A 22,753-nucleotide genomic window follows, 5' to 3' on the forward strand; every position below is an offset into this window, starting at 1 on the left:
GCACAGGGCAGGGAGCGGGAGCAGCAGTGAGCGGCGAGCGGACAACGGCACAGGACCCGTACTTCCCGGACCACGGCGACTCCCGTTACCGCGTGCATCGGTACGAACTCGCTCTGGAGTACCGTCCCGGCCCCAACCGGCTGGCCGGGACGGCGCGGCTCAGCGCCATCGCAGGCCGGGCACCGCTCACCGAGTTCCATCTGAACCTCTCCGAGTTCAAGGTCGGCCGGATCCTGGTGAACGGCCGTGCGCCGCACTACGCCCACCGCGGCGGCAAGCTCCGCGTCCGGCCGGCCAAGCCGCTGTCCGCGGGCGCGGCGTTCACCGTGGAGGTGCACTACGCGGGCAACCCCAAGCCGGTGCGCAGCCCGTGGGGCGGGCTCGGCTGGGAGGAGCTGACCGACGGTGCGCTGGTCGCGAGCCAGCCCGTCGGCGCCCCCTCCTGGTACCCGTGCAACGACCGGCCCGCCGACAAGGCCTCGTACCAGATCTCGGTCAACACGCCCTCCGCGTACACCGTGGTGGCGGGCGGCCGGCTGCTCACCCGTACGACCAAGGCCAGCACGACGACCTGGGTGTACGAGCAGTCCGCGCCGACGTCCAGCTATCTGGTCGGGCTCTCCATCGGCATGCACCAGACGGTGCTGCTCGGGGACCCCGGGCTCGGCGGGGTGCCGCAGAGCGCCCACGTCCCGGCGCATCTGCTGTCCCGCTTCTCGCGTGACTTCGCCCGGCAGCCCGCGATGATGCAGCTGTTCGAGGAGCTCTTCGGGCCGTATCCGTTCGGCGAGTACGCGGTGGTCGTCGCCGACGAGGAGCTCGACGTTCCGGTGGAGGCCCAGGGGCTGTCCCTCTTCGGCGCCAACCACGTCGACGGCGCGCGCGGTTCGGAGCGTCTCGTCGCGCACGAGCTGGCGCACCAGTGGTTCGGCAACAGCGTGACCATCGGCGACTGGCGGCACATCTGGCTGAACGAGGGCCTGGCCAAGTACGCCGAGTGGCTCTGGTCGGAGCGCTCCGGCGGCCGCACCGCGCAGGAGCTCGCGGCGACCGCGTACCGGCTGCTCGCCACGCAGCCGCAGGACCTGAAGCTCGCCGACCCCGGGCGCAAGCTGATGTTCGACGACCGGCTGTACGAGCGCGGCGGGCTCACCGTGCACGCGATCCGCTGCGCCCTGGGCGACGGCGCCTTCTTCCGCATGCTGCGCGACTGGGCGACGGTGCACCGCCACGGCGTGGTGACCACGGCGACCTTCACGGCCCATGTGTCCCGCTACGCGACGGAGCCGGTCGACGGCCTGCTCAGGGCCTGGCTGCAGCAGCCGTCCCTGCCGCCCCTCCCGTCCCCCCACGGCTCCCCGGCCATACCGGAGCGGCCCGCGTATCCGCCCACGAACGGCGGCCCCGGGGGCCTGGGCAGGGCCTCCGCGTAGCGCACCGGGCTGAAGGGGCGAGCCGTGGCTCGGGTGACGTCACGTCACCGGGATTCCGTGCAACGGAAGTTCGCGTCTCCGTACAACCACTCGAACGGATCATGAGTCTGACCGGACACACTGATCTCACTCGGGGGAACCGTGAACCACCGCATGTCCGGGCGCCGGCTCGCCGCCGCCCTCCTCACCCTGACCACGGTCACCGCCGTGACGGGGACGCTCGTCACCGCCCCGGCCGTCGCCGCGCCCGCCGCCTCCGCCGACGGGCGGTGCGTGCCGACCGCCCCCGGCCTGCTGCCCGCCGCGGCCGAGATCGTCTCCACCGGCTCCTTCGGGTACGTCACGACCTGCACGGACGAGAACGGCACCGCCGCCCTGGAGTGGCACAGGAACGACGGCACGGTGTCGCTCCTGGGCGGGCCGAACGGCTACGACTCGGTCTCCGACTACATCGTGACGGGCGACGGCAGCAGGTTCGTCGCGTACGACCCGACGACCTCCACCTACGTCAACCACAACGCCGGCACCTTCGGCGCCGGCGCCGAGGTCGTGGGCGTGGCCGGCTCCGTCCTGTACGTGAGCGTGCCCACGACCGGCGTGGGCCGGGAGCTGTGGCAGCTGGAGAACGCGAACGGCGTCGTCCGGAAGACGAAGCTCTCGAACACCTACCGCGACGAGACCGAGACCGCCCACAAGGTCGTCGCCGCGGGCAGGGGCGCGGACGGCAGGCCCACGGTGCTGATCCTCGGCAAGGGGCTCCGCGGCACCATCGGGGAGCCCAGCCCGTACGCCTGGGAGGCAAGGGTCCCCGTGACCACCGGCACCCCCATTCTCCAGGAGTGGACCGGAGGCGCCGGGAACTGGGACGCGGCTGCGACGGGCGCGCTCACTCCGAAGTACCGCGCCTGGATCCAGGGCGGCACGGCCGGCGGCCAGGAACTGGTCGTCCGCGGCTCGGGGCTCGCCAAGAGCATTCCGCTCGGCGACATCCCGGGGCAGCCGGTCCTCGCCGGGATCGTCGGTGACACGGCCCTGTACGCGGCACGGCGCGACCCGTTCGCCGGGCCGGACGTCCTGACGCCGCTCTACGCGCGGAACGTCGTCACGGGCGCCGCGCCCGCCAAGCTCCTGGTGAACTACTCCTCCGTCGCCCACTCCCCCGACGGCAGCCTGCTGGTGCGGGGTGCGACGACGGAATCGGACGGCCTGTTCCGGATCACCGAGGGCCCCGGCGGCACGCCGACGGTCACCCCCGTCGCCGACACCGGCCGGGTGCTCGGCGTCAAGGTGACGGAATCCAAGGTCCCGGCGGCGGTCGACCTGGAGAAGCCGGTCGCCACGGCGATGGAGTGGACGCTGTCGCGCGGCAACGCCCGCGTCGACCTGACCCTGACTCACCAGCGGTCGGGCAGGAAGCTGGTGACGCGCCTGACGGAGTCCGGAGCACCCGCCCGCTTCGCCTTCTCGTGGAACGGGCTCCTGAACGGGGCGAGCGCCCCGAACGGCGCCTACTCCTGGCAGCTGACCGCCACCCCGCTCGACGGCGTCGGCACTCCCGCCACGGCCTCCGGCGCCTTCACCGTGTCCCGCCGGGCCAACCCCCACGACTTCACCGACAACGGCTCCGGTGACCTCCTCGCCCGTGACTCCGCCGGCGTGCTGTGGAGCGACGACCTCTTCGACTGGCCGGTGGACGGGCAGACGAAGCCTGCCAAGCGGACGAGGATCGGCCAGGGCTGGAACACGTACAAGCAGATCGAGGCCGCCGGGAACATCGGCGGCGCCGCGAACGGCGATCTGGTCGCCCTCGACGGCACCGGAACGCTGTGGCACTACCTGGGCAAGGGGGACGGCACCTTCACCGCCCGCTACCGGATCGGCGGCGGCTGGGGCGGGTACACCAGGCTCGCCGGCGGCTCCGACCTCGCGGCGGACGGCAGGGCGGACCTCTTCGCCGTCGACACCGCGGGGTCCCTGTGGTTCTACCGCGGCACCGGCGACGCGGCGAAGCCGTACGCGCCCCGGATCCGGATGGGCGGCGGCTGGGGCGTCTACAACCAGCTGACCGCCGTCGGCGACATCGCCGGCGACAAGGGCGGCGATCTCGTCGCCCGCGACAAGGACGGCGTCCTCTGGCTCTACCCGAGCAACGGCTACACCTACTCCCCCCGCGTCCGCGTGGGCGGCGGCTGGGGCGTCTTCAGCCAGCTCGTCGGGGCCGGCGACGTGACCGGCGACGGCCGCCCGGACCTGATCGCGTACGGCGCCGCCGGCACGTACGTCTACCGCTCGACGGGCTCCGCCACGGCCCCGTTCAGCCGCCAGACGACCTCGCTGTACGCGGGCGAGGGCAGCAGGTTCGATCACATCGCGTAGGCGGCCACGGCACCGGGTGCTCCGGTCGAGCACCCGGTGCGCCCGGGCCGGACCCGTGAGGAAGCCGGCCGCGGGCGGGGGTCAGGCCTCGCGGGCGCCCTCGTACATGGCCTCGACGACATCGGCGTACTGCCGCTCCACGACGGGCCGCTTGACCTTCAGGCTCGGGGTGAGTTCGCCGTGCTCGATGTCGAGGTCACGGGGCAGGACCGCGAACTTCTTGATCGTCTGCCAGCGCTGCAGGTCGCCGTTCACGCGCTGGACGAAGCCGTCGATCAGCGCGTGCGCCTCCGGCGAGGAGGCCACCTCCGCGTAGCTCCGCCCGTCGAGGCCCTGCGAGGCCGCCCAGGGCATGATCACGCTCTCCTCGACCGTGATCAGAGCGGTGCAGTAGTTGCGGTTGTTGCCGATGACCAGGATGTTGCTTGCGTACGGGCAGACGGCCTTGAAGCGGCTCTCGATCTCCGTGGGCGCGATGTACTTGCCGCCCGAGGTCTTGAACAGGTCCTTCTTGCGGTCGGTGATCCGGACGAAGCCGTCCTTGTCGATCTCGCCGATGTCGCCGGTGTGGAACCAGCCGTCGCTCTCCAGCACTTCGGCGGTCTTCTCGGGGAGGTTGTGGTACCCGCGCATGACGCCGGGCCCCTTCAGGAGAATCTCCCCGTCCTCGGCGATGCGCACCTCGGTGCCGGGCAGGGGCCTGCCGACCGTGCCCACCCGGAAGTCCTCGGCGGGGTTGACCGTGACGGCGGCGCTGGTCTCCGTCAGGCCGTAGCCCTCCAGTACGGGCACGCCCGCGCCGGCGAAGAAGTAACCGATGTCGGAGGCGAGTGCGGCACTGCCCGAGGCGCTGCCGCGGAGTTCGCCGCCGAAGGCCGCCCGGATCCTGCCGTACACGAGCCGGTCGGCGACGGCGTGCTGCACGGAGAGCCACAGGGGCAGCGTGCGCCGTCCCGTCGCCACCGTCGTCTCCTGCCCGGTCCTGGCGTAGTCGCGGGCGACCTGCGCCGCCCACAGGAAGATCTTGTGCTTCACGCCGCCCTCGGCCTTCGACCTGGCCGCGATGCCGTTGTAGACCTTCTCGAAGATCCTCGGTGCGGACGCCATCACGGTGGGCCGGACGGCGGGCAGGTTGGTGATGATCCGGTCGATGCGGCCGTCCACCGCGATCACGCTGCCGGTCTTCACCTGACCGGCGATCAGGGCGTTGCCGAAGACATGGGACAGCGGCAGCCACAGGAACTGCACGTCGTCGGGGAGCAGCAGCCCGCTGACCTCCTGCGCGACGGCCTGGTAGGACCAGCAGTCGTGCACCAGACGCACGCCCTTGGGGCGGCCGGTCGTGCCGGACGTGTAGATCAGGGTGGCGAGCTGGTCCGGCCCGATGGCCCCGACCGCGGAGTCGACCGCGTCCGGATGCTCCTGGAGGTGCGCCGTGCCACGCTTCTCCAGCTCGGCGAGGGTCAGCACGTCCAGCCCGTCGACCCGGGGCAGGTCCGCCTCCGGGTCGAAGACGATCACGGTGCCGAGCCCGGGCAGGTCCTCCGTGCGGCCGGCCACCTTGACCAGTTGCTCGACGTTCTCGACGAAGATCGCCCGGCTGCCGGAGTCGGCGAGGATGTACGCCGTCTCCTCGGCGTTGGTGCTCGGGTAGACGGCGGTCGCGGCGACGCCGGCGCACATCATGCCGAGGTCGGCGAGGATCCACTCGATCCGTGTCGAGGAGGAGATGGCCACGCGCTCCTCCGGCCGCAGCCCGAGGGTGAGCAGACCGGCCGCGATCGCCTTCACGCGCTCGGCGGTCTGGGCCCAGGTCAGCGAGCGCCACTCCTCGGCGCCGTCGGCGGCGTGCTCGGCCGCCACGGGGTAGCGATAGGCCTCGCGGTCGGGCGTGGCCTCGACCCGTGAGAGGAAGATGTGCGCCACCGACCGCGGGCGGCTTTCAAGAAGGTGCTGCGCGGAACTCATCTCAACCCCCCGGGACCGGACCGCCCGTCAACGATTGATTGACCGGCCGGTAACTTGCGAGCTGTGGTGAGGCTAGGCGGAAACGCTCCGGTGCGTAAGGGAGCGGGCGAAGAAAGGTACGGCGTCAGCGGGCATTCGGGGAGGCGGAGGAGCCGGGGGGCTCGGGGGACTCGGGGGGCTTGGAGGAGTCGGGGGCTCGGAGGCGTTGGGGGCGGCTCGGAGGAGCCGGGGGCTCGGGGGGGGAATCCGGCGGCGGCTCGGGCCGCGGGGCGCCCGCCCCGTCCCCCGGAGGCCCGTAGCGCACGGCCGCCGGTGGTGCACGGGCCGTCGCCATCCGGAGCGGTCCCGCGGGATCGAACTTACGATGGGCGGGAGCCGGCGTCGGCAGTCCGCCGTGCCGGCCGTCCGAGGCGAGCAGGGCGGAGGCGCATGGCACAGGTCACCGACGCGGCACGGACCGTCATCCTGACGGTGGACGACGACCCGGGAGTGTCCCGTGCCATCGCCCGCGACCTGCGGCGCCGCTACGGCGGCGGCTACCGTATCGTGCGCGCCGAATCCGGCGAGTCCGCTCTCGAAGCGCTCCGTGAGCTGAAGCTGCGGGGCGATCTCGTCGCCGTGATCCTCGCCGACTACCGCATGCCGCAGATGAACGGCATCGAGTTCCTCGAACAGGCCCTCGGCGTGTACCCGGGGGCCCGGCGCGTCCTGCTGACCGCGTACGCCGACACCGGCGCCGCCATCGACGCGATCAACGTCGTGGACCTCGACCACTACCTGCTCAAGCCCTGGGACCCGCCGGAGGAGAAGCTCTACCCCGTCGTGGACGACCTCCTGACGGCCTGGCGCGCCAGCGACTACCGCCCGGTGCCCGCGACCAAGGTGGTCGGTCACCGATGGTCGGCGCGGTCCTCGTACGTACGCGAGTTCCTGGCCCGCAACCAGGTGCCGTACCGCTGGTACTCCTCCGACGAGCCCGAGGGCCGGCGCCTCCTCGACGCGGCCGGCGCCGACGGCCGGCGGCTGCCCCTGGTGATCACGCCGGACGGCACGGTACTCGTCGAGCCGGACGCGCCCGAGCTGGCCGCCCGGGTCGGGCTCGCGACGACCCCGGCCGCCGACTTCTACGACCTCGTCGTCATCGGCGGCGGCCCGGCCGGACTCGGTTCGGCGGTGTACGGGGCCTCCGAGGGGCTGCGGACCGTGCTGGTCGAGCGTTCGGCGACCGGCGGACAGGCCGGTCAGAGCTCCCGGATCGAGAACTACCTCGGCTTCCCGGACGGCGTCTCCGGCGGGCAGCTCACCGAACGCGCCCGCCGCCAGGCCACCCGCTTCGGTGCCGAGATCCTGACCGCACGCGAGGTCACGGGTCTGGAGGTGAACGGCGCGGCCCGCGTCGTCCGTTTCTCGGACGGCACGGAGGTCGCCGCCCACAGCGTCATCCTCGCGACCGGGGTGTCCTACCGGCAGCTCGTGGCACCGGGCTGCGAGGACCTGACCGGACGCGGTGTCTACTACGGCTCCTCCCTCACCGAGGCGTCCTCCTGCGAGGACCAGGACGTGTACATCGTCGGCGGCGCGAACTCCGCCGGTCAGGCCGCGGTGTTCCTCGCGCGGGGCGCGAAGTCGGTGACGCTCCTCGTGCGCGGGGAGTCGCTGGCGGCGTCGATGTCGTACTACCTGATCCAGCAGATCGATGAGGCGCCGAACATCACCGTGCGGCCCCGGACGGTCGTCGACTCGGCGCACGGCGAGGAGCACCTGGAACGGCTGACCCTGCGTGATGCCGCGACCGGCGCGACCGAAGTCGTGGACGCCCAGTGGATGTTCGTCTTCATCGGGGCGGCCCCGCTGACCGACTGGCTCGACGGGACGGTGCTGCGCGACGAGCACGGGTTCATCCTGGCCGGGCCCGACCTCACGCCGGACGGGCGGCCGCCGGCCGAGTGGGCCCTCGACCGGCCGCCGTACCACCTGGAGACGAACGTCCCGGGTGTGTTCGTGGCGGGCGACGCGCGCGCCCAGTCCGCGAAGCGCGTCGCCTCGGCCGTGGGCGAGGGCGCCATGGCCGTGATGCTCGTCCACCGGTATCTGGAGCAGTCATGAGCGGACAGGACAGGGGCGCGCAGGGCATGGGCGGGCAGGGCATGGACGGCGCGGGCGGCTCGGACGCGGGCGGCGAGGTCATGCCCTGCGACCGGCACGAGATCGGCTCGTTGTTCCTGTTCGAGAAGCTCTCCCCCGAGCAGCTCTCCCGGCTGTGCGCCGAGGGACGGGTGGAACGGTTCGGGCCGGGGCCCGTCTACACCGAGGGCGACCCGGCCACCTGCTTCTACGTGATGATCGAGGGAACCGTCGTCCTGTACCGCCGGGTCGGCGGCGACGACGTGGAGGTGAGCCGCACCTCGCAGCGCGGCGTGTACGCGGGGGCCATGCAGGCGTACCTGGGCGACCGCGTGCCCCAGACGTACAACAACTCCATGCGCGTGACCGAGCCCACCCGGTTCTTCGTCATGCCCGCGCAGTCGTTCGCGGACATCATGGCCGAGTGGTTCCCGATGGCGGTGCACCTCCTCGAAGGGCTGTTCTTCGGCTCCAAGAACACCCAGCGCGCCATCGGTCAGCGCGAACGGCTCCTCGCGCTCGGCTCGTTGTCCGCCGGACTCACCCACGAGCTGAACAACCCCGCCGCGGCGGCCGTCCGGGCGACGGCGTCGCTCCGGGAGCGGGTCGGCAAGATGCGGCACAAGCTGTCCGTCATCGCCAAGGGGCCCTACTCCCGGGAGGCGCTCGCCGACCTCATCGAGATCCAGGAGCGCACCGCGGAGCGGGTCGCCAAGGCGCCGGTGCTGAGCCCGCTGGAGGCGGCCGACCGGGAGGACGAGCTCGCCGACTGGCTGGAGGACCACGGCATCCCGGAGGGCTGGCGCATCGCGCCCACCTTCGTCCAGGCCGGTCTGGACACGGACTGGCTGGAGCAGGTGGCGGCGACCGTGGCCGACGACGTGCTGCCCGGGGCCGTCGGCTGGCTCAACTACACGGTCGAGACGGAGCTGTTGATGGACGAGATCGACGACTCCACCAACCGCATCTCCCACCTGGTGGACGCGGCCAAGCAGTACGCGCAGCTGGACCGCGCCCCGCACCGCGAGGTCGACGTCCACGAACTGCTCGACAGCACGCTCCTGATGCTGTCCGGCAAGATCGGCAACCGGGTGCGCGTCGTCAAGGACTACGACCGTTCCCTCCCCGACGTGCCCGCCTATCCGGCGGAGCTGAACCAGGTGTGGACCAACCTCATCGACAACGCGGTGTCCGCCATCGGGAGCGACGGCGGCGACGGCACCCTGACGGTCCGCACGGCCCGGGAGGGCGACCGGCTGCTCGTGGAGTTCCGCGACACGGGCCCCGGCGTCCCCGAGGAGATCCGCAGCCGCATCTTCGACCCCTTCTTCACGACCAAGCCGGTCGGCGAGGGCACCGGTCTCGGCCTCGACATCTCCTGGCGGATCGTCGTGAGCAAGCACCACGGAAGCCTCCAGGTCGAGTCCGTCCCGGGCGACACCCGGTTCCAGGTACTGCTGCCCCTGACCGCCGCCGACCCTACGGATACCCCTGACACCACTGACACCGCGGAGGAGCGCTCATGACCGAGATCGAGGGAATCGACCCGAGCGTCCCGCCCGCCGGCCCCGGCTGCGGGGACTGCGACGCGGTGGGCGGCTGGTGGTTCCACCTTCGGCGCTGCGCCCAGTGCGGGCACATCGGCTGCTGCGACTCCTCCCCGGCCCAGCACGCCACCGCGCACTGGAAGTCCACCGGGCATCCCCTCGTCCAGAGCTTCGAGCCGGGCGAGAGCTGGTTCTGGAACTACGCCACCGACGACCTGTACGACGCGGGTCCCGCCCTGGCCCCGCCGGACGGCCACCCCGCCGGCCAGCCGGCCCCCGGCCCGGCCGACCGCGTCCCGCAGGACTGGCGGCAACACCTCCACCGATGAAGGCCGCCGAAGTGCGGTCGTCGCGTTCCGGCATGCGGTCAGGGGTGTGCGGTAGGCCCTCGTCCGCCTAAGGTGGCCGTGCAGCTGGTTCGCCCCGTCCGCCAGGCGGGATGCGTCGTAAGAGGGAACCCGGTGGGAATCCGGGACTGCCCCGCAGCGGTGAGCGGGAACGACCGCCGTCATACGCACTGGGCCCGGACGGGTCTGGGAAGCGACGGCCAGTAGGTGCCCTCCGGTCGATCCGGAGAGCGTGCCCGCGAGTCCGAAGACCTGCCCGTTGCCCGCGCGCGGACGATTCCGTGTGCGGAGATCCCGGTGACCTCGTGGGCGGGTCGGCGCGCATATCGAGCGGCACGTGCGGCTTCCCGCGTCGTGGTCCGCCGGTCTGTCCGTTCCTTCGCGTCCGCGTCCCGTCTCCGGGGCGCTCAGGACACATCTCGCGAAGGAGAGTTCCGTGACACCGAAGCCCGCGGCCGCGGCAGTACGAGCCACCGTGTACGGGTACCCCCGCCAGGGGGAGAACCGTGAGCTGAAGAAGGCCGTCGAGGGGTACTGGAAGGGCCGTGTCGACGCCGGCGCGCTCCGGGAGACCGCGGCCGAGCTGCGCCGGTCGAACTGGCGGCAGCTGACCGAGGCCGGTCTCCACGAGGTGCCGACCGGTGACTTCTCGTACTACGACCACGTCCTGGACACCAGCGTGATGGTCGGCGCCGTCCCCGACCGGCACCGTGCGGCCGTCGAGACGGACGCGCTCGACGGGTACTTCGCGATGGCCCGCGGCACCCAGGACGTCGCGCCGCTGGAGATGACCAAGTGGTTCGACACCAACTACCACTACCTGGTGCCCGAGCTGGGACCCGACACCGTGTTCACCGCCGACTCCCGCAAGCAGGTCGCCGAGCTGAAGGAGGCCCTCGCGCTCGGCCATGCCGCCCGGCCGGTGCTCGTCGGCCCCGTCACCTACCTGCTGCTCGCCAAGCCCGCGCAGGGCGCGGCTCCGGACTTCGAGCCGCTGACCCTGCTGGACCGTCTGCTGCCGGTGTACGCGGAGGTGCTCGCCGATCTCCGCGCGGCCGGGGCCGCCTGGGTGCAGCTGGACGAGCCCGCGCTGGTGCAGGACCGGACACCGGCGGAGCTCGACGCCGTCGCCCGCGCCTACCGTCGACTGGGCGGCGCCACCGACCGACCGAAGCTGCTCGTCGCCTCCTACTTCGGGCGGCTCGGGGACGCCCTGGGCGTGCTGGCCAAGGCGCCGGTCGAAGGGCTCGCCCTCGACTTCACGGACTCGGGCGCCGCCAACCTGGACGACCTCGCCGGCGTCGGCGGGCTGCCCGGCAAGCGCCTGGTGGCGGGTGTCGTCAATGGACGCAACGTCTGGATCAACGACTACCAGAAGTCCCTGGGGACCCTCGGTACCCTCCTCGGGCTCGCCGATCGGGTGGACGTCGCCGCCTCCTGCTCCCTGTTGCACGTGCCGATCGACGCCGCCGCCGAGCGGGAGATCGATCCGCAGATCGCCCGCTGGCTCGCGTTCGCCCGCCAGAAGACCGCGGAGATCGCCGTCCTGGCGCGCGGGCTCGCCCAGGGCACGGACGCCGTCGCGGCCGAACTCGCCGCGAACCGCGCCGATCTGGCGTCCCGAGCCGGGTCCGCGCTCACCCGGGACCCCGCCGTGCGGGCCCGTGCCGCCGCCATCACCGACGCCGACGGGCGGCGCTCGCAGCCGTACCCGGTACGGACCGTGGCCCAGCGGGCCCAGCTGGGCCTTCCGCTGCTGCCGACGACGACCATCGGTTCGTTCCCGCAGACGGGCGAGCTGCGCGTCGCGCGGGCCGATCTGCGGGCCGGCCGGATCGACGCCGCCGGTTACGAGGAGCGGATCAAGGACGAGATCCGCGAGGTCCTCTCCTTCCAGGAGAAGACGGGGATCGACGTCCTGGTGCACGGCGAGCCCGAACGCAACGACATGGTGCAGTACTTCGCCGAGCAGCTCACCGGCTATCTGGCCACCGAGCACGGCTGGGTCCAGTCCTACGGCACCCGCTACGTGCGGCCGCCGGTCCTGGCCGGGGACATCTCCCGCCCCGAGCCGATGACCGTGCGCTGGACGACGTACGCACAGGCGCAGACGTCGAAACCGGTCAAGGGCATGCTGACCGGTCCGGTGACCATGCTCGCCTGGTCCTTCGTACGGGACGACCAGCCGCTCGGGGACACCGCGCGGCAGGTGGCGCTCGCGCTGCGCGACGAGGTGAACGACCTGGAGGCGGCCGGGACTTCGGTGATCCAGGTCGACGAACCCGCGCTGCGCGAGACGCTTCCGCTGCGCACCGCCGAGCACGCCGCCTATCTGGCCTGGGCGACCGAGTCCTTCCGCCTCACCACCAGCGGCGTGCGGCCGGACACCCAGATCCACACCCACATGTGCTACGCCGAGTTCGGGGACATCGTCCGGGCCATCGACGACCTCGACGCGGACGTCATCAGCCTGGAGGCGGCCCGCTCCCACATGCAGGTCGCCGACGAACTCGCCGAGCACGGCTACCCCCGCGAGGCCGGACCCGGCGTCTGGGACATCCACTCCCCGCGCGTCCCGAGCGCCGGGGAGGCGGCCGCCCTTCTCCGCAAGGGACTTGAGGCCATCCCCGCCGAGCGCCTCTGGGTCAACCCCGACTGCGGGCTGAAGACCCGCGGCTGGCCGGAGACCCGGGCCTCGCTGGAGAACCTCGTCGCGGCCGCCCGTGAGGTGCGCGCGGAACTGGCCTCCGGGAGGCCCTGATCCCGTGGGTCCGGGCCGGGCGCCGTCGGCGCCCGGCCCGGGCACGGGGCCGTCCGTCAGCGGTGGGTGAAGTCCGGGCGCCGCTTGTCCACGAAGGCGGACATGCCCTCCTTCTGGTCGGCGGTCGCGAACACCGCGTGGAACAGCCGGCGTTCGAAGCGGACGCCCTCGGCCAAGGTGGTCTCGAAGGCGCGGTCGACGGCCTCCTTGGCCATCATGGCGACCGGCTTCGACATCCCGGCGACGGTCTCGGCGACAGCGAGGGCCTCGGAGAGGAGCGCGTCGGCCGGGACGACCCGGGACACCAGACCGGCCCGTTCGGCCTCGACGGCGTCCATGGTGCGGCCCGTCAGGCAGAGTTCCATGGCCTTGGCCTTGCCGACGGCTCGGGTGAGCCGCTGGGATCCGCCGATGCCCGGGATCACGCCCAGCTTGATCTCGGGCTGGCCGAAGACGGCCGTGTCGGAGGCGAGGAGGATGTCGCAGAGCATCGCCAGCTCGCAGCCGCCACCCAGGGCGTAGCCGGAGACGGCCGCGACGGTGGGGGTACGGAGGTTGCCGAGCCGGTCCCAGGCGGTGAACCAGTCGGTGAGGTACATGTCCATGTACCCCTGGGGCTGCATCTCCTTGATGTCCGCTCCGGCCGCGAAGGCCTTCGGGGAGCCGGTGAGGACGATGCAGCCGATGTCCGGGTCGCGGTCGAGCGCCTCGGTGGCGGCCACGACCTCGTGCATGACCTGGAGGTTGAGGGCGTTGAGCGCCTTCGGCCGGTTGAGGGTGAGCAGCGCGGTGCGGCCGCCCGTACGCTCGACGGTGATCGTCTCGTGGTCGGTGCCGGTCATGCGGTGGTCGTTCCCTTCGGTGCGTCCGCGGCCGTGTCGCGGAGGACGTGGACGATGCCGGAGAAGTCCTGGGCCGCGCCGTCGCCCGCCGCGAAGGCGGCGTACAGCTCGGCGGCGCGCGGGCCGAGCCCGGCGTCGATGCCGGCGGTGCGCAGGGCGTCGGCGGCGAGTCGGAGGTCCTTGGCCATGAGCGGGGCCGCGAACCCCGGGCGGTAGTCCCGGTTGGCCGGGCTCGCCGGAACGGGCCCGGGGACGGGGCAGTTGGCGGTGAGCGCCCAGCACTGGCCGGAGGCGGTGGAGGCGACGTCGTAGAGGGCCTGGTGCGAGAGGCCGAGGCTCTCGCCGAGGACGAAGGCCTCGCTGACGGCGATCATCGAGATGCCGAGGATCATGTTGTTGCAGATCTTGGCGGCCTGGCCGGCGCCCGCGCCTCCGCAGTGGACGGCCCTCCTGCCCATGACGGCCAGCATCGGTTCCGCCCGGGCGAACTCCGCCTCTCCCCCGCCGGCCATGAAGGTGAGGGTGGCGGACTCGGCGCCCACCACTCCGCCGGAGACGGGGGCGTCCAGGGCGATGTGTCCGGCGGCGGTGGCCGCCTCGTGGGCGGCGCGCGCGTCGGCGACGTCGATGGTGGAGCAGTCGATGAACAGCGTGCCGGGCTTCGCGGCCGCGAGGAGGCCCTGGTCGCGGTAGAGGGCGAGGACGTGGCGCCCCGTGGGCAGCATGGTGATGACGACGTCCGCCTCGCCGGCGGCCGCGGCGGCGGACTGCGCCGTCTCCACACCCGTCGAGGAGGCTGTGGTCATCGCCTCGGGGACGAGGTCGAAGCCGAGGACGCGGTGGCCGGCGGCGGCCAGGTTGGCGGCCATCGGGCCGCCCATGCGGCCGAGGCCGACGAAGGCGATGACGGGGGTCACCAGGGCACCTCCTGGAACGAGTCGGTGACGGCGGGGAGCCGCAGTTCGCGGTCGGCGCCGAGCGGGGCGAAGTACCGCGCCACGTCCTCTCCGGTGACGTCGGCGAGGGCGGCGGGCGACCAGCGGGGATCGCGGTCCTTGTCGATGACCTGGGCCCGGATGCCCTCGGCCAGGTCGGGCGAGGTGAGCGCCGCGCACGAGACCCGGTACTCCTGTTCGAGGACCCGTTCCAGCGGGCCGAGCCCGCGGGCCCGCCGCAAGGCGGTCAGGGTGACCTTGAGGGAGGTCGGGGACTTGGCTGCCAGCGTGGCGGCGGCCTCCTCGGCGGCCGGCACGCCGCTCGTGAGGAGCCGGTCCACGATCTGCTCGACCGTGTCGGCGGCGTAGCAGTGGTCGATCCACTCTCGGTGGGAGGCCAGTCGCCCGGGCGGCGCCTGCTCGACGTGTGCCGCCAGGGCGTCGTGCACGGAGGTCCGCGCGAGCGCCGCCGTCAACCGGTCGAGCCGCTCGGACGGTACGTAGTGGTCGGCGATGCCGCAGAGCAGGGCGTCGGCGGCGCCGACGGCCGAGCCGGTCAGGGCCAGGTGGGTGCCCAGTTCGCCGGGCGCCAGCGCGAGGAGGTAGGTGCCGCCGACGTCGGGGACGAAGCCGATTCCCGTCTCGGGCATGGCGACGCGGGAACGTTCGGTGACGATCCGTACGGTGCCGTGGGCGGAGACGCCGACGCCCCCGCCCATGACGATGCCGTCCATGAGGGCCACGTACGGCTTGGGGTAGCGGGCGATCAGGGCGTTGAGCCGGTATTCGTCCCGCCAGAACTCGGCGGACTCGGTGCCGCCCACCCGGGCGTCCTCGTAGATGGCGCGGATGTCGCCGCCCGCGCACAGTCCGCGTTCCCCGGCCCCGGAGATCACGACCGTCTCGACGGCGGGGTCGTCCCGCCAGGCGGTGAGGGCCTGCTCGATCCTCCGCACCATGCCGTGGCTGAGCGCGTTCAGGGCCTTGGGGCGATTGAGGATCAGCCGGCCGGTGCGCCCCTCGACGCGGACGACGACCTCTTCGTCGCCGGTCGTGTGGTCGCCCGTCGTGTGGTCGCCGGTCATCGCAGGTGCTCCGTCAGGCCGCGGGCGACGATGACGTTCATGATCTCGTTGGTTCCTTCCAGGATCCGGTGGACCCGCAGGTCCCGGACGATCTTCTCGATGCCGTACTCGCTCAAGTAGCCGTATCCACCGTGGAGTTGCAGCGCCCGGTCGGCGACCGAGAACCCGGTGTCGGTGGCGAACCTCTTGGCCATGGCGCAGAGTTGGGCCGCCTGCGGGTCACCCAGGTCCAGGGCCTCGGCGGCCTGCCGTACCAGCGCGCGGGCGGCCGTGAGTTCGGTGGCCATGTCGGCCAGCCGGAACTGCAGGGCCTGGGCGTCGAGCAGTCGCGCGCCGAAGGCCTCGCGGTCGGCGAGGTGGGTGAGGCTGCGGTCGAGGGCGCTCCGGGCGCCGCCGAGGGAGCAGGCGGCGATGCCGAGACGGCCGCCGTTGAGACCGTGCATGGCGATGCGGAAGCCTTCGCCCTCGGCGCCGAGGCGCCGGTCGGCGGGGATCCGCACGCCGTCGAGGACCACCTGGCGGGTGGGCTGGGCGTTCCATCCCATCTTGCGTTCGTCGGCGCCGAAGGAGACTCCGGGGTCGTCGCGCTCGACGACGAAGGCGGAGATCCCGCGGGGGCCGTCCCCACCGGTGCGGGCGAGGACGAGGTACACGTCGGAGACCCCGGCGCCGGAGATGAACTGCTTCACTCCGGTCAGGACGTAGTGCCCGCCGTCCCGTTCGGCGCGGGACCGCAGCGCGGCGGCGTCCGAGCCGGCGCCGGGTTCGGTGAGGCAGTAGCTGCCCAGGGTCTCGGCGGAGCAGAGGCCGGGCAGCCACCGGGCACGCTGGGCGGGGTCTCCGTACCGGTCGATCATCCAGGCGACCATGTTGTGGATGGAGAGGTAGCCGGCGATGGAGGGGCAGCCGGTCGCCAGGGTCTCGAAGACGAGGACGCCGTCGGCCCGGGTGAGTCCGGAGCCGCCGTGCTCCTCCCGTACGTAGACGCCGCCGAGGCCGAGTGCGGCGGCCCTGCGGATGACGTCGACGGGGAAGTGTTTGTCCTGGTCCCAGGCCACGGCGTGCGGGGCGAGTTGCTCCTGTGCGAAGTCCAGGGTGACTTCGGCGAGGGCGAGCTGGTCCTCGGTGAGGGTGGTCACGGCGCTCATCCCATCGTCGGGATGGTGAAGCTCGCGCCTTCCTTGACCCCGGAGGGCCAGCGCGAGGTGACGGTCTTGGTCCGGGTGTAGAAGCGGATGGAGTCGGGGCCGTGCTGGTTCAGGTCGCCGAAGCCGGAGCGCTTCCAGCCGCCGAAGGTGTGGTAGGCGACGGGGACCGGGATGGGGACGTTCACGCCGACCATGCCGGTGTTGACGCGGCGGGTGAAGTCGCGGGCGGTGTCGCCGTCCCGGGTGAAGATCGCCACGCCGTTGCCGTACGGGTGCTCGCTGGGCAGCCGCAGGGCCTCCTCGTAGTCCGCGGCCCGTACGACGCACAGGACGGGGCCGAAGATCTCCTCCTGGTGGATCCTCATCGAGGGGGTGACCCGGTCGAACAGCGAGGGTCCGGCGAAGAATCCGTCCTCGTGACCGGGGAGAGTGAACTCCCGTCCGTCTACGACGAGTTCGGCTCCCTCGGCGACGCCGATGCCGACGTAGCGGTTCACCCGGTGGAGGGCGTCGCGGCTCACGAGGGGACCGAAGTCCGCGTCCGGGTCGTCGGAGGTGCCGATCCGCAGGCCCGCGATGCGCTCCTTCAGCTTCGCGACGAGCGCGTCGGCGGTCTCCTCCCCCACCGGGACGGCGACGGAGATGGCCATGCAGCGCTCGCCGGCGGACCCGTAGCCGGCGCCGATCAGCGCGTCGGCGGCCTGGTCGAGGTCGGCGTCGGGCATCACGATCATGTGGTTCTTGGCGCCGCCGAAGCACTGGGCGCGTTTGCCGTGCGCGGCGGCGGTGGCGTAGATGTGCGCCGCGATCGGGGTGGAGCCGACGAAGCCGAGGGCCTGGACGCGGGGGTCTTCGATGAGGGTGTCGACGGCTTCCTTGCCGCCGTTGACGACGTTGAGCACGCCGGGCGGGAGCCCGGCCTCCAGGAACAGCTCGGCGAGCCGCAGGGGTACGGAGGGGTCACGCTCGGACGGCTTGAGGATGAACGCGTTCCCGCAGGCCAGGGCCGGTGCGGCCTTCCACAGCGGGATCATCGCGGGGAAGTTGAAGGGGGTGATCCCGGCGACGACTCCCAGTGGGCTGCGGAGCGAGTGCACGTCGATGCCGGTGCCTGCGTTGTCGGTGAACTCCCCCTTGAGGAGGTGCGGGATCCCGGCGGCGAACTCGACCACCTCCAGGCCGCGTTGAAGATCGCCGTGGGCGTCGGCGACGGTCTTGCCGTGTTCGGCGGAGAGCAGCCGGGCCAGGGAGTCCCTTTCGCCCTCGACGAGTTGGAGGAAGCGCAGCAGGACGCGTGCGCGTCGCTGCGGATTCCACCGGCCCCACTCCTGCTGGGCCGTCTCGGCGTCGGCGATCGCCGCCTCGGTGTCGACGCGTCCGGCCAGGGGGACCCTGGCCTGGACCGCGCCGGTGTTGGGGTCGTACACGTCGGCGAAGAGACCGGAGGTGCCGGTGGTGTGCTTTCCGCCGATGAAATGGGTGAGTTCGCGGACCATCGAAGCCTGCTCTCGTCAGGTGAGGATCCGAGGAGGGCGCGGCGAGGAGAGCGAGCACGGCACCGATCGGGGTGCGCGCACGCGGGTCCTCCCGCGGGACAGGGGGAGGCGAGGACGCCTCCGTCGAGTCACGAACGCGAGGACAGGGCCTCGGGGTTCGGGTACTCCGCCGGATCACCTGGGCCGTGGTCACGTACCGGTGCCATGCGTGTCTGCTCCATCCTCGTGGACAACACGGAACACCCCACGGCCGGTATCCTGACTCCCGGATCAGCGCGCGCTCTCCGGCCTTCCCGACGGATGGATTCCGTCAGTGGCCTCATCTGCTGAAGAGCACACTCCCCGGTCACAGTGGCGGGACCGCGCCGGATTCACACCGGCTTCCCTGCACCGCGGGCTTGTCCACGAACATATAGTTGGACGTCCTAGTAAGTCCACCCCCCACCCCGGGGGGGCGGGCGTCTCAGTCGACGACGCGCAGCCTGGTGACGCTCAGGTCGAGCGCCCCGCGGACATGGCCGTTCGGTGCGCTCGCGGTCCGCTGGAGGAAGCGCACGACCTCGGCTGTGATGACCTCGCCCGGCAGGACGTTGGGGATGCCGGGCGGGTACGCGGCCAGCGTGTCCGCGGAGATCCGTCCGACGGCCCGCTCCGCGGGCAGCACCCGGGTCGGGCTCAGAAACGCCTCGCGGGCCGTGAGCTTCGCGGGGCCGGGTACGGGCAGGTGCGGCACGGCCGCCGGGTCGGTGCCGGATCCGGTGAGCGGCGACGGCAGGGTGTGCAGGGCTTCGAGGAACCGGTCCGTGTCGGGGACGAAGCCCGCGCCGATCACGGCGACGATCGCCGCGTCGGTCGCCACCTCGACCATCACCCGGTGGTCCCGGAAGAGCAGCCGCCTGGCCTCGTGGCCCGTGATCCCGCCGGCGCGGGTGTCGAGGGCGATCCGCAGCGGATCGAAGCCGACGATGTCGGGGAAGGCGGGGAAGCCGTCACTCACCACCCTGAACCGGCCGAGCGCCCGCACGACGCCCCGGACCTCGTCGGCGGCCTCGACCGACGCCGCCGTCGCCACGGCGTCGGTGACCAGGCTCCTGCGCGCGAGATCCAGGGACGCGGTCAGCAGCGCACTGGCCGAGGTGGACTGCACCAGCCGGAACGCCCGGTCCACCAGCGCTTCGAGCCGGTCCGCGAACGGGCCTTCCGCCACGTGCAGCATCGCCGACTGCGTCAGGCTGCCCGCGAGCTTGTGCGTACTGGACGTCACCAGGTCCGCGCCCAGGGAGAGCGCGCCCGCGGGAAGCGCGGGGTGGAAGCCGAAGTGGGATCCCCATGCCTCGTCGACGATCAGGGGGACTCCGGCGGCATGGGCGGTGTCCGCGAGGGCGCGCACGTCGGCGACCGCGCCGAAGTAGCTCGGGGAGACGATGTACACGGCGGCCGCGTCGGGCGTCCGCTCCAGTGCCGCCGCCACGTCCGCGGCGGTCACGCCGTGGGCGATGCCCTGCTCGCGGTCGACCGAAGGCTGGACGAAGACCGCGTCCATGCCCGAGAGCACGAGCCCGTCGATCACGCTGGAGTGCACGCTGCGCTGCACGACGAGCGTGCGGCCCAGCGAGGGGGCCACCATCGAGGCGATCTGGTTGCCCTGCGACGCGCCGTTGGTCAGGAACCAGGTGCGCCGGGCGCCCCAGGCTTCCGCGGCGAGCGCGAGCGCCTTGTCGAGCGGGGTGTCCGCGCCGAGGTCGATGCCGTCGAGCAGCGGCGGGAAGTCCAGGGCCGTGACCCGCGAGCCGAAGAACCCGGCGAGGTCCGATCCTGGGGCGGCGGCATGGCCGGGGACGTTCAGCCTGAGCCAGTCCCGTGCGGCATGGGCGAGCACCGCCTCCGCGAAGGGGGCGGACAGCTGGCCGGAGCCGGGATCGGTGGGGATCGGGGTGCGGTGATCGGTCGTTCGCGTGTTCACCCCGGGAGCGTGACAGTCCTCAAGCCATTGAGGAACGGTGGACTTTTCGTGGACCCTCCATAGGATCTCTATATGCTCGACGTGAGACATCTCCAGGTACTCCGCTCCATCGCCCAGGAGGGATCACTGGCCGCCGCCGGCCGTGCGCTGCACTACAGCCAGCCGACGATCACCCACCACCTGGCCTCCCTGGAAGCGCACTTCGACGCCCGGCTCGTCCAGCGCGGACCGCGAGGCGCCACCCTGACCGAGCTCGGCGAGACCCTGCTGCCGCACGCCGAGGCCGTGCTCGAACGCCTCCGCCATGCCGAGCTCGAGGTGCGCAACCTCGCCGAGCGCGGCATGCGCACCATCCACATCGGCACGTTTCCGACGGCCGGAGCCCTGCTGCTCGCGCCGGCGGTCAAGCGCCTCCATCGGCAGGGCGTCCACATCTCGCTCACCGAAGGCGAACTCCCCCTGCTCCTGCGCGCGTTGCGCGCCGGGGAGCTCCAGGCCGCCCTTGTCTTCTCCCAGCCCGGCGACCGCCTCGACCTGGAGGAGGAGGTCGAGGTCCATCCGCTCCTGTCCGATCCCCTCCTCCTGGTCATGCCGGAGGACCACCCGTGCGCCTCGCTGGACCGGGTCCCGCTCGCCGATCTGCGCGACGCGGCGTGGGTGGGCGCCGCCGACCCGCACGACCCGTGCGATCGTGTACTGGCGTGGGCCTGCGGCCAGGAGGGGTTCGAGCCGCTGCATGCGCTGCGTACCGACGACTACGCGGTGGTCCAGGGCCTGGTGGCCGCCGGGACGGGTGTGGCGCTCATCCCCCGGCTCGCGCTGGGAGCACCGCGCCCCGACCTGGCCGTACGCCCGCCGGCCGGACCGGCCCTGGCGCGGGAGATCAGCGTCGCCGTCCCGCGTTCGGCGTCGAACCAGGCCGCCCAGGAGCTGGTCTCGGCGCTGCGGGAGCAGGCCGCGCTGATCGCGGGACGCTGGGCGCAGTGACGCAGTGAGGGGATGACGCGGTGACGTGGTGACGCGGTGAGGGGATGACGCGGTGACGCGGTGACGCCGGCGCACATGGCGGTGAAGCGGACGACCACTTCGTCTCCCGGGCGAGCGAGCCGGACACCACCCACGGCGGTTCCCTGCGTAGAGTACGGCCGGGCGCGGTGAGATCAGATGGAGTTCGTATGACCGCGATCAGCCTTGAGCACGCCACCGTCCCCGCCGACACGGGCGAGGTGACCCTCCTCATAGCCCGCCGGGTGGAGCCCGGCTACGAAGCGGCCTTCGAGCTGTGGGCCCGGGGCATCCTCGACAGCGCGGCCGCCTTCCCGGGGCACCTCGGATACGGCCTCTTCCGCTCCTCCGGCGGCGACGCCCCGTGGTTCCTCGTTCACCGCTTCCGGGACGAGGCGGCGTGCCGGGCCTGGCAGGAGTCCCCGGAGCGGGCAGCCTGGTTCGCCGGCTGCGAGGGGCATCACCACACGGAGATCGCCCGGCGCACGCTGACCGGCATGGAGACCTGGTTCGCCAAGCCGGGCTCGACGCGGCCGGCCCCGCCCCGGTGGAAGATGGCGATCAGCGCGACCCTGGCGATCTACCCGATCTCGCTCCTGGGCAGCCTCCTCCTCATCCCCCGGCTGACCGGTCTCCCCCTCCTGCTCAGCAGCGCGATCGTCGCCTGTGTGTTCAACGTGCTCATGACCTACGTCGCGATGCCCGCCGTGAGCAGGCTGCTGCGCGGCTGGCTCACGCCGTAGCCCGCCGGGGCGGCTCCCCGCTTCGGGGGCGGTGAGCCGGGCGCCCGCGGACCGGCCCATCCGGGGCCCATTCGTCATCTAAAATTCAGGGCGGCCTCAGGACCGCGGCTCGTCGCTGCGCGCGGCGGCCGCGGAACGGTCAGGCCGGTCCGGGACAGCGGCCCCCCGGGGCCTCGGTCCGGACGGGACCACATGACGCTGATCACAAAGATCCCAGGGAATCGGGTGACCGCCGGCGTGCGTCTCATTGGTGCGGGTTTCCCAGCTCACCCGGCTCACCCGCCCACGCTAGAGAAGACCCCCAGGGAGAAGTGAGGTATGTCCGTGATCTGCGTCGGCGGCATGATCGGAATCGGCAAGACGAGCGTGGCCGAGCTGATCGCCAAGGAGCTGGGCAGCGACGTCTTCTACGAGAGCGTGGAGGACAACCCGATCCTGCCCCTCTTCTACACGGCGAGCCCCGAGGAGATCCAGGCGAAGCGGTACCCCTTCCTCCTCCAGCTGTACTTCCTCCAGACGCGCTTCGCCGCGATCAAGGAGGCGTACAAGCGGGGGGACAACGTCCTCGACCGGTCCATCTACGAGGACTGGTACTTCGCCAAGGTCAATCACGACCTGGGACGGATCAGCTCCCTCGAGATGCAGGTCTACGAGGGGCTGCTCGACGAGATGATGCGTGAGATCGACGGCCTGCCCTACCGCAAGGCTCCCGATCTCATGGTCTACCTCAAGGCGGACTTCGAGACCGTGCTGCACCGCATCGGGCTGCGCGGCCGCGACTTTGAACAGGACGAGAGCCTCGTCGCGTACTACCGGACCCTGTGGTCCGGCTACGACGACTGGGTGCACAAGCACTACTCGGCCAGCGACGTCCTCGTCATCGACATGAACCACACGGACATCGTCAACAACGCCGAGGACGCGGCCCGCGTGGCCCAGGAGGTCAGGAACGCGCTGACGGAGGCCACCCGGCGCGCCTG

16 protein-coding genes and 2 riboswitches are annotated in these 22,753 nt (G+C 72.1%); of the genes, 9 read left to right on the forward strand and 7 right to left on the reverse strand.

Features of this window, described 5'->3' with window-relative positions:
* The first annotated feature begins 26 nt into the window (after window positions 1–26).
* Together ACFQ79_RS04720 and ACFQ79_RS04725 are read left to right on the forward strand one after the other, a co-directional pair.
* A complete protein-coding gene (locus ACFQ79_RS04720; RefSeq protein WP_383579377.1) occupies window positions 27–1,433 on the forward strand; it encodes a M1 family metallopeptidase in 1,407 nt (468 codons plus the stop codon).
* A gap of 141 nt (window positions 1,434–1,574) precedes the next feature.
* Window positions 1,575–3,809, forward strand: coding sequence for a hypothetical protein (locus ACFQ79_RS04725; RefSeq protein ID WP_383579378.1), 2,235 nt, complete (start codon window positions 1,575–1,577; stop codon window positions 3,807–3,809).
* An 81-nt stretch (window positions 3,810–3,890) separates the two neighbouring features.
* Here ACFQ79_RS04725 and ACFQ79_RS04730 read toward each other — a convergent pair whose 3' ends face one another.
* Entirely contained in the window at window positions 3,891–5,777 is a 1,887-nt protein-coding gene (locus ACFQ79_RS04730; RefSeq protein ID WP_383579379.1) for an AMP-dependent synthetase/ligase, read from the reverse strand.
* Between the two features lie 429 nt (window positions 5,778–6,206).
* Here ACFQ79_RS04730 and ACFQ79_RS04735 point away from each other — a divergent pair, with 429 nt between their 5' ends.
* From ACFQ79_RS04735 to metE, 4 genes are all read left to right on the forward strand, one after another.
* Window positions 6,207–7,883 (forward strand): FAD-dependent oxidoreductase, encoded by a 1,677-nt coding sequence (locus ACFQ79_RS04735; protein WP_383579380.1) that lies wholly within the window; start codon window positions 6,207–6,209, stop codon window positions 7,881–7,883.
* Between the two features lie 80 nt (window positions 7,884–7,963).
* On the forward strand, window positions 7,964–9,427 hold the full coding sequence (locus ACFQ79_RS04740; RefSeq protein WP_383579397.1) for an ATP-binding protein: 1,464 nt from the start codon (window positions 7,964–7,966) through the stop codon (window positions 9,425–9,427).
* Window positions 9,424–9,777, forward strand: a complete 354-nt coding sequence (locus ACFQ79_RS04745) for a UBP-type zinc finger domain-containing protein (RefSeq protein WP_383579381.1) — start codon at window positions 9,424–9,426, stop codon at window positions 9,775–9,777. The genes ACFQ79_RS04740 and ACFQ79_RS04745 overlap by 4 nt, the downstream gene beginning before the upstream one ends.
* A 68-nt stretch (window positions 9,778–9,845) precedes the next feature.
* Window positions 9,846–10,070: riboswitch (cobalamin riboswitch) on the forward strand.
* Between the two features lie 161 nt (window positions 10,071–10,231).
* Window positions 10,232–12,556 (forward strand): 5-methyltetrahydropteroyltriglutamate--homocysteine S-methyltransferase, encoded by a 2,325-nt coding sequence (metE, locus tag ACFQ79_RS04750; RefSeq protein WP_383579382.1) that lies wholly within the window; start codon window positions 10,232–10,234, stop codon window positions 12,554–12,556.
* Window positions 12,557–12,612: 56 nt separating this feature from the next.
* Here the strand turns inward: metE and ACFQ79_RS04755 are convergent, their stop codons facing one another.
* The 6 genes from ACFQ79_RS04755 to ACFQ79_RS04780 form a co-directional block, all read right to left on the reverse strand.
* Window positions 12,613–13,398: an enoyl-CoA hydratase gene (locus ACFQ79_RS04755; RefSeq protein ID WP_383579383.1), complete on the reverse strand. Its 786-nt coding sequence runs from the start codon at window positions 13,396–13,398 to the stop codon at window positions 12,613–12,615.
* Entirely contained in the window at window positions 13,395–14,315 is a 921-nt protein-coding gene (gene mmsB, locus ACFQ79_RS04760) for a 3-hydroxyisobutyrate dehydrogenase (protein ID WP_383579384.1), read from the reverse strand. Before mmsB ends, ACFQ79_RS04755 begins: the two co-directional genes overlap by 4 nt.
* On the reverse strand, window positions 14,312–15,418 hold the full coding sequence (locus ACFQ79_RS04765) for an enoyl-CoA hydratase/isomerase family protein (protein ID WP_383579385.1): 1,107 nt from the start codon (window positions 15,416–15,418) through the stop codon (window positions 14,312–14,314). The genes mmsB and ACFQ79_RS04765 overlap by 4 nt, the downstream gene beginning before the upstream one ends.
* A complete protein-coding gene (locus ACFQ79_RS04770) occupies window positions 15,415–16,566 on the reverse strand; it encodes an acyl-CoA dehydrogenase family protein (RefSeq protein WP_383579386.1) in 1,152 nt (383 codons plus the stop codon). Before ACFQ79_RS04770 ends, ACFQ79_RS04765 begins: the two co-directional genes overlap by 4 nt.
* Window positions 16,563–18,062, reverse strand: coding sequence for a CoA-acylating methylmalonate-semialdehyde dehydrogenase (locus ACFQ79_RS04775; protein ID WP_383579387.1), 1,500 nt, complete (start codon window positions 18,060–18,062; stop codon window positions 16,563–16,565). The genes ACFQ79_RS04770 and ACFQ79_RS04775 overlap by 4 nt, the downstream gene beginning before the upstream one ends.
* A 230-nt stretch (window positions 18,063–18,292) precedes the next feature.
* Window positions 18,293–18,472, reverse strand: a riboswitch (cobalamin riboswitch).
* Between the two features lie 53 nt (window positions 18,473–18,525).
* Window positions 18,526–20,025: an aminotransferase class I/II-fold pyridoxal phosphate-dependent enzyme gene (locus ACFQ79_RS04780; RefSeq protein WP_383579388.1), complete on the reverse strand. Its 1,500-nt coding sequence runs from the start codon at window positions 20,023–20,025 to the stop codon at window positions 18,526–18,528.
* A 72-nt stretch (window positions 20,026–20,097) separates the two neighbouring features.
* Between ACFQ79_RS04780 and ACFQ79_RS04785 the strand changes: the two genes are divergently transcribed.
* The 3 genes from ACFQ79_RS04785 to ACFQ79_RS04795 all read left to right on the forward strand — a co-directional run.
* Entirely contained in the window at window positions 20,098–21,012 is a 915-nt protein-coding gene (locus ACFQ79_RS04785) for a LysR family transcriptional regulator (protein ID WP_383579389.1), read from the forward strand.
* A 188-nt stretch (window positions 21,013–21,200) separates the two neighbouring features.
* The gene (locus tag ACFQ79_RS04790) at window positions 21,201–21,773 is read left to right on the forward strand and encodes an antibiotic biosynthesis monooxygenase (RefSeq protein ID WP_383579390.1); all 573 of its coding nucleotides are present in this window, start codon (window positions 21,201–21,203) and stop codon (window positions 21,771–21,773) included.
* 318 nt (window positions 21,774–22,091) lie between these two features.
* A partial coding sequence (locus tag ACFQ79_RS04795) for a deoxynucleoside kinase (protein WP_383579391.1) occupies window positions 22,092–22,753 on the forward strand: 662 nt, incomplete at its 3' end.

The sequence above is a fragment of the Streptomyces sp. NPDC056480 genome, assembly GCF_042795405.1.
Taxonomy (GTDB): Bacteria; Actinomycetota; Actinomycetes; order Streptomycetales; family Streptomycetaceae; genus Streptomyces.